General features: G+C 62.4%; 9 protein-coding genes and 2 pseudogenes. 9 read left to right on the top strand and 2 right to left on the bottom strand.

Annotated features, from left to right (window positions below):
* The first annotated feature begins 36 nt into the window (after positions 1-36).
* The 6 genes and pseudogenes from V3C33_15885 to V3C33_15860 all read left to right on the top strand — a co-directional run bounded on the left by V3C33_15885 (position 37) and on the right by V3C33_15860 (position 7,236).
* Complete coding sequence (locus tag V3C33_15885; protein ID XAS66936.1) at positions 37-1,287, top strand: sugar ABC transporter substrate-binding protein; 1,251 nt, start codon at positions 37-39, stop codon at positions 1,285-1,287.
* Between the two features lie 94 nt (positions 1,288-1,381).
* Complete coding sequence (locus V3C33_15880) at positions 1,382-2,569, top strand: glycoside hydrolase family 15 protein (protein ID XAS66935.1); 1,188 nt, start codon at positions 1,382-1,384, stop codon at positions 2,567-2,569.
* Positions 2,566-4,818, top strand: a complete 2,253-nt coding sequence (locus V3C33_15875) for a TIM-barrel domain-containing protein (protein XAS66934.1) — start codon at positions 2,566-2,568, stop codon at positions 4,816-4,818. Before V3C33_15880 ends, V3C33_15875 begins: the two co-directional genes overlap by 4 nt.
* Before the next feature lie 180 nt (positions 4,819-4,998).
* Positions 4,999-5,690, top strand: a pseudogene (locus V3C33_15870) (aldo/keto reductase).
* 64 nt (positions 5,691-5,754) lie between these two features.
* Positions 5,755-6,531, top strand: a pseudogene (locus tag V3C33_15865) (ROK family protein).
* A gap of 324 nt (positions 6,532-6,855) precedes the next feature.
* Positions 6,856-7,236, top strand: coding sequence for a hypothetical protein (locus V3C33_15860; GenBank protein ID XAS66933.1), 381 nt, complete (start codon positions 6,856-6,858; stop codon positions 7,234-7,236).
* 16 nt (positions 7,237-7,252) lie between these two features.
* Here the strand turns inward: V3C33_15860 and V3C33_15855 are convergent, their stop codons facing one another.
* A complete protein-coding gene (locus V3C33_15855) occupies positions 7,253-7,702 on the bottom strand; it encodes a hypothetical protein (GenBank protein XAS66932.1) in 450 nt (149 codons plus the stop codon).
* A gap of 339 nt (positions 7,703-8,041) precedes the next feature.
* Between V3C33_15855 and V3C33_15850 the strand changes: the two genes are divergently transcribed.
* The 3 genes from V3C33_15850 (at position 8,042) to V3C33_15840 (ending at position 11,670) form a co-directional block, all read left to right on the top strand.
* The gene (locus V3C33_15850) at positions 8,042-9,088 is read left to right on the top strand and encodes an LLM class flavin-dependent oxidoreductase (protein XAS66931.1); all 1,047 of its coding nucleotides are present in this window, start codon (positions 8,042-8,044) and stop codon (positions 9,086-9,088) included.
* 289 nt (positions 9,089-9,377) lie between these two features.
* Positions 9,378-10,463 (top strand): ferredoxin reductase, encoded by a 1,086-nt coding sequence (locus V3C33_15845; protein XAS66930.1) that lies wholly within the window; start codon positions 9,378-9,380, stop codon positions 10,461-10,463.
* A gap of 13 nt (positions 10,464-10,476) precedes the next feature.
* Positions 10,477-11,670: an acyl-CoA desaturase gene (locus V3C33_15840; GenBank protein ID XAS66929.1), complete on the top strand. Its 1,194-nt coding sequence runs from the start codon at positions 10,477-10,479 to the stop codon at positions 11,668-11,670.
* 83 nt (positions 11,671-11,753) lie between these two features.
* Here V3C33_15840 and V3C33_15835 read toward each other — a convergent pair whose 3' ends face one another.
* A complete protein-coding gene (locus tag V3C33_15835; GenBank protein ID XAS66928.1) occupies positions 11,754-12,590 on the bottom strand; it encodes an alpha/beta hydrolase in 837 nt (278 codons plus the stop codon).
* Positions 12,591-12,725 lie beyond the last annotated feature (135 nt).

The following is a 12,725-nucleotide window of genomic DNA, read 5'->3' as shown; positions in this document are numbered from 1 at the left end:
ACCGCACTGCTTCCCCCTTTATCAATGGAGATACACATGAATAAGAAGCCCCTGGCAACACTGGGCGTCGCCCTCGCTGCAATCCTGGCCATGTCAGGCTGTGGATCAGCAGCAAGTCATGACGCTTCAAGCACTGAAAAAGTAACCATCAAATACTCAAACTTCATCTCGAACGGAGGCAACGAGAAGAACCTGGACACCATCGTTCAGGCCTTCGAGAAGGCCAACCCGAACATCACCGTCCAGGTCACCACCCTGCCCTACAAGGACTACGCCACAGCACTCCAGACCGATCTGGCCGCTGGGACCCAAGCCGATACTTTCGATATTGAATACGCGAACCTGCGCTCCTATGTGGCCAACGGGGCGGTCGCCCCTCTCGACGGAGTCGACGGTTCCAAGTACAAGCAGTCCCTGCTGCAGTCCTACCAGTCAGACGGCAAGCAGTACGCGCTGCCCAGTTCCTTCTCCGACGTCGTCCTCTACTACAACAAGGCGCTCTTCGACGCCGCCAAGGTCGCCTACCCCACAGCCGACTGGACATGGGCTGACGAAACCGCTGCCGCGAAGAAGATCACAGACAGCGCAGCAGGTGTCTATGGAGACTTCCAGAACGTGAGCTTCTACGAGTTCTACAAAGCACTGGCCCAAACCGGTGGCAAGTTCCTCAACGACGACGGCAAATCCGTCGCCTTCAACTCACCCCAAGGAATCAAGGCCGCCGAATGGCTGGCGGGCAAGAGCGGAACGACCATGCCTACACCGGCCCAAGGCGCCGGGACCCCGGACTTCGACACGAAACTGTTCCAGGACGGCAAACTTGGCATGCTCCACAGCGGCATCTGGGTGGCCAGCAGTTTCGCCGATTCACCCAAAAACTGGGACATCGTCGTTGAACCCGGAGACACGCAAAAGGCAAGTGCGGAGTTCTCCAACGCCATAGCGGTATCTGCCAACTCCAAGAACAAGGCCGCCGCCCAGAAATGGTCCGAATACATGACCAGTTCAGACGTCATGGCACAGACCCGCATCAGCACAGGATGGGAACTTCCCGCCACCTCCGATGACTCCGTCCTGAAGCCCTATCTCGCAAAGGACAAGCCGGCAAACCGCCAGGCCATTTTCGACGCCCTTGACCACGTCACCCTCCCCCCGGTCATCGGCGACAACCAGCAAAAAATGGTCGACATCATCACCAACGCTCTGGGCGAAGTCGAAGCGAAGCGCTCCAGCGCGGCCGATGCCCTGAAGGGCGCCGCGGACCAAATCAACGCTCTGCTGAAATAAACCGGGCACAACCCGAACAAGGCCGGAGAGCGGGCCGCGGTGACACGGTGAGCTGCCGGCACCGCGACCCGCTCACCATCTGAAAGAGAAGCCCATGATCGACAAATCCATGCCAGATTCAACGGTAACGTCCAATGGCGAGGCCGCTGTCCGTTCGATAGTCCAGGCCAGCATCCAGCTCATCTTGGAACAGCAGACCCCTGGTGGCGCTTACCCGGCGAGCCCGTCGTTTTCCGCCTATGCGGGGTACTGCTGGTTTCGTGATGGCTCGTACATCGCTGACGCCATGTCCGCGGCCGGTCATATCGAATCCGCCGAACGGTTCTTCGACTGGTGCTCGATAGCCTTGACCTCCCGTGCGGGAAGGATCCGCCGTATCGTGGCTGAAAGCCTGGCCGGCAGGCCGGTGGCCGGTGATCAAATGCTGCCCACGCGTTTCACTCTCGACGGGGCCGAAGGAAGCGATGACTGGTGGGATTTCCAGCTCGACGGGTACGGCACCTGGCTTTGGGCTTTGGCTGAGCACAGCGCCCGCCATGACCGGCCACTGGAACGCTGGGCCGAGGCCATTGCCCTCACCATTGACTATCTTTACGTCTCATGGGAACGGCCCTGCTATGACTGGTGGGAAGAATCGGCCCAACACGTGCACGTGAGCACTCTTGGTTGCATCGCCTCCGGAATGGCCAGCATCGCCCAAACCGGGATACTAGAGGAATCGCTCTCAGAACGGGCCACTTCGACCGCGGAACAGATCCGACGACGAGTCCAAGATGAAGGTGTCCAGGACATCCATCTGACGAAATGGCTGGGAACAGACACCGTAGATGCCAGTCTCCTTGCCCTCATTGCACCGATGAACTTCCTTCCCCCGCACAGTCCCTTGGGAACAGGGACCATCGCGGTCATAGAAGAACAGCTCACCGTCGATAACGGAGTTCACCGGTATCTTGCCGACACCTACTACGGCGGCGGCCAATGGCCCTTGCTTAGTTGCTTCCTCGGTCTGGCCCAGGCCGCTGCCGGAAACCGGACCAGAGCCCATGAGCTCCTGGAATGGGCCGCATGGACGGCCGGCGAGAACGACGAACTTCCCGAACAGGTTGAGCATCACCTTCTTGACCCCGATCATCTTCAACCCTGGAACGAGCGCTGGGGGCCCTCGGCAAACCCGCTGCTGTGGAGCCACGCCATGTTCATCCGTCTGGCCATCGCACTCGGCATCCCTTACAACACCGCCGGTTCGACTCCGGTTCCAGCAGCGAAAGAGAACGCTAAATGATCCGTCACAAGCCCTTCGGTTCCGGCCACCCCTACGTCGACGACACCGAACAGCGCAGCCCGTCCCATCCCGTCGCAGGGGAGCCCGTCATCCTCGGCGTGCGAACGTCGCCGGAACTGACCGACGTGATTTGCGAGCTTGAGGTCACCGGCAGCGACGGCACCGTCACGAAAACGACCGAAACCCTCGCACGAGTACCGGCGGCGTCCCGCGGCCAGGTCATCGACGGCGGGCACCTCGCATCCGCCCAAGCCAAACTCGCCCGTTCAGCCAGCGGCTGGCAGATAACCCTTGGGCCAGCGGAGGCGCGGACAACATACAAGTACCGCTTCACGGCCCAGACCCGCAACGGCGGGACGGAAAAGACCCGGTGGTTCAGCTACAGCGCCGCCACTTGGACTCCCGCCAGCCAGGCCCTTAACGTCATTGGACCAGACCGCGTGATCGCCGACTCCGTTGAGGTATTACATGATGGTGTCCGGCCTTTGCGTGTTCGTTTCGCTCTCCCTCTGGCCCTGAACGACCGTGTCACCGGCTTTGGAGAACGCTTTGATGCCCTCGATCACCGCGGGACCAAGCTGGACGCGGTCGTCTTCGAGCAGTACAAGAGCCAAGGAGCGAACCGGAAAACTTACCTGCCGATGCCCTTCGCCCACGTGGTCGGCGGGGACGGCTGGGGTTTCCACGTCGAAACTTCCCGACGTACCTGGTATGATATCGGCGCCTCCGACGAACGCCGCCTCCTCGTTGAAGCCGAAGTCGGCCCCGAACCCCTGAACGGGGACACTCTTCTGAATCTGAGGTTCTTCGAAGGGACGCCGACCGCGGTCCTGAAGTCCTTCCTGTCTGTCGCCGGCAGCGCCAAGGAGCTTCCTGACTGGGTGTTCAAGCTGTGGGCCAGCGGCAACGAATGGAATACTCAGGCAGAAGTCATGCGACAGATGGATCTGCACCGAGACACCGGGATTCCGGTCGGATCCGTCGTCATCGAAGCGTGGAGTGACGAAGCTACCTTTACAGCATTCCGCGACGCTGAATACGAGCCAAATCCCGATGGTTCGCCGCACCGTCTCAGCGACTTCACATTTCCAGAGCAGGGTGCCTGGCCTGATCCGAAGGTCATGGTTGATGACCTTCATGCCCGGGACATCCGCGTTGTTCTGTGGCAGATTCCGCTCATCAAAATGCGCCCCCACCCACAAGGACAAGCCCAATTCGACGCTGAAGCCGCGGTTCGTGAAGGACGGCTCATCCGTGAAGAGGCCCCGGATGGCCGCCTGCGTCCCTACCGCAACCGGGGGTGGTGGTTCCCGCTCAGCCTGATGCCGGACCTGACCGACCCGGAAGCCGCCCGATGGTGGACGGAGAAGCGTCGCTATCTGGTCGAAGAAATCGGCATCGACGGGTTCAAGACCGACGGCGGGGAACACGCCTGGGGCGAAGAACTCCAGTATCTGAACGGAATGCGCGGAGACGAAGGAAACAACCTCTTCCCGGTCGCATACGCCGAGGCCTACGGTGACCTTCTTGAATCCGCAGGCAAGGCCCCAGTGACCTTCAGCCGCGCAGGATTCACCGGTTCCCAGGCCCACGGAGCCTTCTGGGCCGGGGATGAGAATTCCACATGGGATGCATTCCGTTGGTCCCTGTTTGCCGGACTCTCCGCGTCAGCAAGCGGAGTCTTGTATTGGGGCTGGGACTTCGCCGGCTTCTCTGGCGATGTCCCGATCTCGGAACTGTACCTGCGGTCGGCTGCAGCAGCAGTCTTCGTGCCCATCATGCAGTATCACTCCGAGTTCAACCACCACCGGAAGCCATCGAGGGATCGCACTCCGTGGAATATCCAGGAAAGATCCGGGGATGAAACTGTAATCCCCGTCTTCCGTGAACTCGTCGAACTGCGCGAACGTCTCATTCCCTACCTGGCTGAGCAAGCCCGCAGGGCTATCGACACCGGAGCCCCCCTAATGCGCCCGCTGTACTTCGACTACAGCAAAGACGAAGAGGTATGGAAGCACCCCTTGCAATGGATGCTCGGTGAAGACCTTCTTGTCGCTCCCGTCACCGACGAGGGAGTCCGCAGCTGGACGGCCTACCTTCCCGGCGGCAACTGGCTCGATGCCTGGACGGGAGAAACATACGCCGGCCAGCGAACCGTCGAGGTATCCGCGCCACTGAACCGCGTTCCTGTCTTCGTGAGGGCGGAAGCCTGGGACGAGATGAAGGACGTTTTCACCCCAACGGCCTAACAAGACCCGACGGTCAGCTCTTCCGCGTTGGGGAATTATTGATGGTTCCTCAACGCAGAAGGGCTAACACTCGCCGGGAGATGCCCGCGGCCGTATCTCTCCATCGGAACGGGCCGGACGACATATCCAACCTTGCCGAATTCCGGGATCTGCCCCGGACACCCAACTCGAAGGAAGTCCTTGGAATACAGAAAACTCGGTCGAAGCGGCATGTATATCAGCGAGATCGCATACGGCAACTGGCTAACGCACGGGTCACAGATTGATGACGACTTGGCAAGACAATGCGTGCATGCTGCCCTGGACGCCGACATCAGTACTTTCGACACCGCCGACGCATACGCGGAGACCCGGGCTGAGGCCGCCCTCGGCTCGGCGCTTGCCGGAATCCGGCGCGAAAGCGTGGAGATCTTCACCAAGGTGTATTTCCCCACAGGCTCGGGAAAGAACGATCGCGGAAGAGCTTGGGATAAGCCAGATCGAGTGGTCCCCCCGCCCAAGGAGTCCTCACGGGCAAATATTCACCAGGAAAGGGCGCCCCTGCCGGTTCCCGCGCCGCCGATGAAAACGGCGGCAAAGACACAATGGCTAAGTGGCTGTGCGAGGACGTTCTCACCAGGGTCCAGCGGCTTCAGCCCCTGGCAGAAAGCGCAGGAATTCCGCTAGGCACCCTCGCCCTGGCATGGGTGCTTCAAAACCCGAACGTATCCACCGCCATCATCGGAGCATCCAAACCGGAGCAGATCAGGGAAAACGCGAAGGCAGCCGGGCTGACGCTAGAGGATGTACTCCTGAAGGAGATCGACGAAATCCTCGAGCCCATCATCGAACGTGACCCCGGGAAGGTCGACATATGTCCCAGTCGGCCTTAGGCACTCTCAGAACAGCAGCGATAACTTGCGGGCGGCCGGTGCATAATCAAAGAATCGGAACCACATGCCTATAAACATGACAAGTGCCGGCCATCTCATCGGCGGTGGCATCGGTGGCACCGGCGTCAAGGGCGGGATCGTCAACCTCGAAAAGGGCGAGATCCTGGGGGCTGCGTTCGTCGAGCTACGCCCCAACCGGCTGATCCAGAATCCGTCGGCGATGTTGTTCGGCAACTCGTGGACGAACTCACCGCAGGAAGCGAAGCAGGATGTGATTCAACCGTTGGCGTAACCTTTCCGGGCATCGTCCAGCACTGCACGTCCCGATCAGCGGCAAACATGGACAGGACCTTCATCGATTTCGACATCGCACCCGTTTCTCCGATCGCATTCGGCGTCCAGTCGCCGTCCTGAACGACGCCGACGCCGCAGGACTCGCGGAAGCCCGCTACGGCGCCGGCAAGGGAACGCGCGGCTCGGTTTTGGTCATTACCCTGGGCACCGGGATCGGATCAGCCCTGATTTTCGACGGAAACGTAGTGCCCAATGTCGAGCTCGGTCACATTTCCATCGATGGTCACGACGCTGAAACCAGAGCAGCCGCCGTCGCCCGTGAACGTGACGGATTGGGCTGGCAAGAATACAGCGTCCGCTTGCAACGCTACCTTTCTGAACTTGAGTTCATGTTCTCGCCCGAACTCATCATTGTGGGCGGAGGCATCTCCCAAAGAGCCGACGAATACCTGCCTCACCTTAACCTGAGGACCCCGTCGTTCCCGCGAAGCTCAGGAACGAGGCCGGCCTCGTAGGCGCCGCCATCCAGGCTGCGTCAGCCACATAGGACCGGACTGCCCATTACGGGCTATCGACGCCAGGAGCTGCGCCGCCGACTTTGGACCTCTGAGGTCTCGGAATCAGTGCAGCCTGCGCTAAGAATGAGAACTGTATAGGAGACTCCGAGCTGGTGGGCCAGTGCCGAGACCGACGTGTCATAACGGGAGAGCGCATCCGTGGCCCAGAGGACGGCCCGGGTGGTCAGTTTCGCCTTCGCTGGCGCCAACGCATGCGTCTCAGTGAAGGTACCGGCCGGGCAACCGGGATCGGCGCACCGCCACACCCGTTTGGCCCAATCCAGCCGGACAGGGCGGCCATGGGAGGGCGTGTCATGGAGGCGAACAACGCGGCGTCCGTGGCCAATCGCAACCACACCACAGAGCGGACAGCCGGCAAGGATCTGGTCGGTTTCAACTGTGATGATTTGCTCACGGACAGTGTTCTCAACGACGGTGACGTGAATGCCCGCGACATCGAGAAGGGCATCGGCACGAGCGCACCAGCCCGGGCAACAACTAGCATTATTCATGTCAGGGTTTCTTGTGAATGTTTGCTTTGGTCGCTAACTATTCAAAGAGACCCTGACGTCTCTTCCGCACAGCCACGCCTGTCATTGAAACGACGCGGCGGATTGCTCGCGGGTTCCGGAACTTCTCCAACTACCGGTTGCGCAATCTGCTCAGTGCAGGCGGTCACCGACCGTACCGGGTGAAACCCGCCAACCATGCCTAATTACGAAGGGCCTGATTAGCCTTTCCTGAGTTGCCGCCGGGCCCGCCCCGGCCCTGATCCTGCGTTTCCGTCACGGTGAAGCCCGCATCCAGCAGGACGGTGGCGTGTGTGCCTTCCGCCTTGGTGATGTGAGCTTCATAGGTGGCGCCGTCCGCGTCGGTCTCCATCCGTTCGATGGTCGCATCCGGCTGGGCAGCCTTGACAGCCGCCTCCACCTTGGTGGCAGTGTCCCCGGTGAGAATCCCTTCGGTTCTGCCGTTGGCCTGGTGCTGCTGGTGGACACCGCCGTTGGACGTGCCGTAGCCGTCGGTCGCAGCAGCCGGGCTCGACGACGTCGTGCCGCTTCCGTCGGCGGCCATTGCCGGAATTGCGGAGACGCCCAGTGCGCCGCCGCCGATGACTGCGGCCAACATGATGCCGGCCGTGGTCTTGTTGATCTTTGCCATATGGAACCCCTTTTCTGGAGACCCGGAGGTTGTGCCGGGCCGGCCGCGGTTACGGCCTGTTAGAAGAGTGGGTCCGGAGCGTGGCTGCACTTGCCGTGCCTGTGATGCCGCTGTGGATTCCGGGGTCCCGGTCCGGAGGCTTCCTCAAGGGCATGGGTGCGGATATTCTGAAGCAAGTCAAATGCTGAATGAACAGCACCCCGGTTCCTGGCACGGAAAGGCCTGCGATGTCAGACAAACTGCACCTCACCCCGGAAACGGAGTTCCGGCACAACGATCTTGACGAAGAGTTCGAAGGCCGCAACAAGCGCGAATCATCGTCCGCCTGATGCTTCGGTGATGCCGGTTAAGAAGCGCATCGGATTTCTATCCTTTGGCCACTGGGGCCAGGCCCAGGGATCCCGGACCCGGACCGCGCGGGATTCGCTGCTTCAGGGCATCGACCTGGCCATCGCCGCCGAGGAACTCGGCGTTGACGGCGCGTACTTCCGCGTGCACCACTTTGCCCGCCAGCAGGGCTCCCCGTTCCCGCTGTTGGCTGCCGTCGCCGCCAGGACCAGCAGGATCGAAATGGGCACCGCCGTGATCGACATGCGGTACGAAAATCCCCTCTACATGGCCGAGGAGGCCGCCGCCACAGATCTGATCAGCGGCGGGCGGCTGCAGCTCGGCATCAGCCGTGGTTCACCCGAACCTGCCCGGGACGGCGCGGCCGTCTTCGGCCATGTCCCGGCCGAGGGCGAAACAGCCGCGGACATGGCACGCAGGCACACCGAGGTGTTCAGGCGCGCCATCACCGGCGCCGGAATGGCCCCGGCGGACCCCCGCTATGCAGGCGGGGCGGCGGGCCTGTTGCCGGTCCAGCCGCATTCGCCGGGACTGGACGAGCGGATCTGGTGGGGCGCCGGAACGCGCAGGACGGCTGTCTGGGCGGGCGAACTGGGCATGAACCTGATGAGCTCCACCCTGCTCACCGAGGACACCGGTGTGCCGTTTGACGAACTCCAGGCCGAGCAGATTGCCCTGTTCCGGCAGGCCTGGGCAGCCGCCGGACACACGCACCAGCCGAGGGTCTCGGTGAGCCGGAGCGTCCTGCCGATTGCCGATGAGGAGGACCAGGGTTACTTCGGCGGCAGTGCCCTGCGGGAGGGCCGCGACCAGGTGGGAAGAATTGACGGCCTCACCGCGCGCTTTGGCAAGAGTTATGTGGGTGCGCCGGATGCCCTTGCCGGGCAGCTAGCCGCGGACGCTGCAGTCCAGGCGGCTGACACCCTTCTGCTCACCGTCCCCAACCAGCTGGGCGTGGACTTCAATGCCAAACTGCTGGGAAACATTGCCCGGCACATTGCGCCGGCCATCGGCTGGATGCCCGTTTGCCAGGTCTAGGCGCTCATGGCCCGGCCAGTACACGATCCCACCGCCTGCAGCAGGGCATCCCCGTTTTTGCCGGCTTGGCAATTGTCCTGGGGCCAGGCCGTTCCACCGGTCGGCTCGGCGATTTGCCACGAACTGCTTAGACTAGGTAAACCTGTTCAAGGGGAACCAACCTTTGGTTGAAGACGTTGGAACTTCTAGCGGCTTGGGGGCCTTGCGTCCACCAACATTGCGTGTCCGTATCAACGGTCATGTGACGAGGAGAAGAAAATATGGCTCGTGCCGCCTTAAGGTTAATGACATGATCCGTCTACGTCGGCTGGCCTCAGTCCTGACCACTCCATTGGCTCCCGAAGACATTCTGGCGCTGTTCAACCCCGTCTTCTCGGCGCGCCAGCTGCGGGGCGTGGTGACACGTGTGGTCCAGGAGACGGCCCAGTCAGCCACTATTTACTTCCGTCCCGGCCGCGGATGGCAGGCCCACCTGGCAGGCCAGTGGGCCCGCATCGGCGTCGAACTGGACGGGGTCCGCCACTGGCGCTCGTACTCGCTGAGCGCTCCCGCCGGAACGGATCCGGCAATCACCGTGACCGACGTCGGTGCCGTATCCGGCGCGCTGGTGCGCACCACGCGCCCCGGCGACGTTCTCTTTCTGGCGCCGCCGCAGGGCGATTTCGTCCTGCCCGAGCACCCCCGTTCGCTGCTGATGCTCACCGCCGGCAGCGGCATCACTCCGGTGATGTCCATGATCCGCACGCTGGTGCCGCGCCGCCCGGATGCCGACGTCGTCCTTATCCACTCCGCCCGCACCCCACAGGACAGCATCTTCCGCGAAGAACTGGCAGAGCTCGCTGACCAGTTCCCCAACTTCCGCGTCACGCACTGGTTTACGGGCGAACAGGGCCGGCTGGATTTCAGCTCCTCCGCCGAGCTGGAACGGATCTGCCCCGACTGGATGAAGCGTGCCGCGTACGCATGCGGGCCCGAGGGCTTCCTGGACGAGGCCGAGGCGCTGTGGGAGGCAGCCATCAAGGCGGAAGACGCCGGGTCGGCCGTTGCGCTGTGGTCCGATCAGGGCAGCCTCATGATTGAGCGGTTCAATACCACCCTCGCCGGCGGGGCCGGGCACGACGGCGGACTGGTCACCTTTGAGTCCTCCGACCGCGAAGTCGAAGCCGACGGCGATACCCCGCTGCTCGACGTCGGCGAAGATGCCGGTGTACTCATGCCGAGCGGCTGCCGCATGGGCATCTGCCACAGCTGCCTCACGCCGCTGCGTGCCGGGCATGTCCGTGACCTCCGCACCGGCGAGGTCCACGGCGAACCCGGCCAACTCATCCAAACGTGTGTCTCGGCAGCAGCCGGACCCGTCAACCTCGAACTCTGAGGAGCAACTCCGCATGTCAGCAATCACCAACACCGAAGCAACCGACACCGACACCAGGCCGCCACGCGACAAGGAGCAGGTGGTCGCGAAGACGCGGCCCGGCGCCCTGGCCGCTACGGGCAGCCCGCTGGTCCGTCCGCCTGCCGCCGCGCACCTCTCGGACGAGCAGGTGGCCGAGCTGGCCCTGGAACTTGATGCCATCCGTGACGATATCCTCGCCAAGCGGGGTGCCTCCGACGCCGCCTATATCCGGCGCATGATCAAGATCCAGCGTGGCCTTGAGATCTCCGGCCGCGCAGCCCTCATGGTGAGTAAGAACAAGGCCGCGTGGGTCACCGGCACCACGCTGCTGAGCTTCGCGAAGATCCTGGAAAACATGGAGCTCGGGCACAACATCCTGCACGGCCAGTGGGACTGGATGCGCGACCCGGACATCCACTCCACCACCTGGGAGTGGGACTTCGTCACCCCGGCACGCTCCTGGCAGCACACCCACAACGATCTCCACCACCGCTGGACCAACGTGGTGGGCAGGGACAACGACGTCGGATACAACCTGCTGCGCATGGACGCGGAGCAGCCGTGGAAGCCCTTCAACCTGGGCAACCCCCTCTACAACGCGATCCTGGCGCCCATCTTCGAATGGGGAATCGCCATCTACGATCTGGAGCTCGCCGACTACCAGGAGGGCAAAAAAACCAAGGCTGCGCTGGTCAAGGACCTCAAGGCACTGGGACGCAAGGCCCTCAAGCAGTTCACCAAGGACTACGCAGCCACTCCGGCAGTTGCCATGCTCACCGGCTCCGGTAAGCAGGCCCTCTACGGGACCCTGACGGCCAATGCCGTGCGCAACGTCTGGGCGCACGCAGTGATCTTCTGCGGCCACTTCCCCGACGGTGCCGAAACCTTTACCGAGGACATGGTGGAAGGGGAGACCCGCGGGGACTGGTACGTCCGGCAGATGATCGGCTCGGCCAACATCTCCGGATCCAAGTTCATGCACCTGATGACCGGAAACCTGTCCCACCAGATCGAGCACCACCTCTTCCCGGACCTTCCGTCCAACCGTTATGCCGAGGTGGCACCCAAGGTTCGGGAGATCTGCCAGCGCTACGGCCTCGCCTACACCACCGGCCCCTTGCTCAAGCAGGTTGGCTCCTCCTGGGCGCTGGTCTTCAGGCACGCTTTGCCGGGCAAGACCAAATAGTCCGGTTTCTTCCGGAGCCGAGGCGGACGGTCTGATCCACGGGATCGGCGTCTCGCACCGAACGGGCGTCGCCGGCCGGAATGTTACCTGCCGAGGAAGCCGAGCAGGGCGTCGTTGACCTCGGCGGCGTGCGTCCAGAGCATGCCGTGCGGGGCGCCGTCGATCTCCACATATTCGGCGCTGGGCAGCGCCTTGGCGAAAAGCCGCCCGGTGGAGTCAATCGGAAGGATGTTGTCAGCGGTTCCGTGCAAAATGAGCGACGGGACGTCGATCTTGGGGATGTCCGCGCGGAAATCCGTCAGCCAGGTTTGCTGAGCTGCCACTGAGGCTGTGGCACCCGCTCCGGCGGCCAGATGCCAGCTGGCGTTGACGGCCTCCTGGCTCAGGCGCGGTGTGCCCAGGAAGGTTTCGCTGTTGTAGAAGTTCTTGAAGAACTCGGTGAAGAACGCGTAGCGGTCAGCGGTGACGGCTTCGGTGAGGCCGTCGAATACGGACTGTGGAACGCCGCCTGGGTTGTCCTCGGCCTGCAGCAGGTAGGGCTCCAGCGAGCCTATGAACACAGCCTTAGCAACGCGGGCTGAGCCGTAGGTGCCAAGGTACCGCCCCACCTCGCCGGTGCCCATGGAGAATCCCACCAGCACGGCGTCGTTCAGATCGAGGGTGTTCAGGAGAGTGTTGAGGTCTCCGGCGAAGGTGTCGTAGTCGTAGCCTTCGGTGGTCTTGCTGGATTGCCCGAAGCCGCGGCGGTCATAGGTGATGACCCGGTAGCCGGCGGCAAGCAGTGCCGTGGTCTGCTTCTCCCAGGAGGATCCGTCCAGCGGGTAGCCGTGGATCAGGACGACGGCCTGGCCCGATCCATGGTCTTCGTAGTAGAGCTCGATGTCTGTGGTGTTCTTGGTTCCAACGGTGATGTAAGCCATGTCAGCAGTCCATTTCGAAGAGGTGGGCGCGGGCGTTCTGTGGTTCCGATATCAACTATAGGTAGACGTGCAAGTGGGTAGTCCGATATCTGGGGAACCTTTAGGGGCAGGGATGCCTCGGACCGCCAAGGTTTT

It is taken from the genome of Micrococcaceae bacterium Sec5.7 (assembly GCA_039636785.1).
GTDB lineage: Bacteria > Actinomycetota > Actinomycetes > Actinomycetales > Micrococcaceae > Arthrobacter.
This window is presented reverse-complemented; position numbering and strand designations above follow the sequence as displayed.

Excerpts from the sequence above, each read along its gene's own strand:
- V3C33_15845 (XAS66930.1), top strand. The coding sequence starts at position 9,378 with ATGATCCGTCTACGTCGGCTGGCCTCAGTCCTGACCACTCCATTGGCT.
- V3C33_15880 (XAS66935.1), top strand. The coding sequence starts at position 1,382 with ATGATCGACAAATCCATGCCAGATTCAACGGTAACGTCCAATGGCGAG.
- V3C33_15840 (XAS66929.1), top strand. The coding sequence starts at position 10,477 with ATGTCAGCAATCACCAACACCGAAGCAACCGACACCGACACCAGGCCG.
- V3C33_15835 (XAS66928.1), bottom strand. The coding sequence starts at position 12,590 with ATGGCTTACATCACCGTTGGAACCAAGAACACCACAGACATCGAGCTC.
- V3C33_15850 (XAS66931.1), top strand. The coding sequence starts at position 8,042 with ATGCCGGTTAAGAAGCGCATCGGATTTCTATCCTTTGGCCACTGGGGC.
- V3C33_15855 (XAS66932.1), bottom strand. The coding sequence starts at position 7,702 with ATGGCAAAGATCAACAAGACCACGGCCGGCATCATGTTGGCCGCAGTC.
- V3C33_15860 (XAS66933.1), top strand. The coding sequence starts at position 6,856 with ATGGAGGCGAACAACGCGGCGTCCGTGGCCAATCGCAACCACACCACA.
- V3C33_15885 (XAS66936.1), top strand. The coding sequence starts at position 37 with ATGAATAAGAAGCCCCTGGCAACACTGGGCGTCGCCCTCGCTGCAATC.
- V3C33_15875 (XAS66934.1), top strand. The coding sequence starts at position 2,566 with ATGATCCGTCACAAGCCCTTCGGTTCCGGCCACCCCTACGTCGACGAC.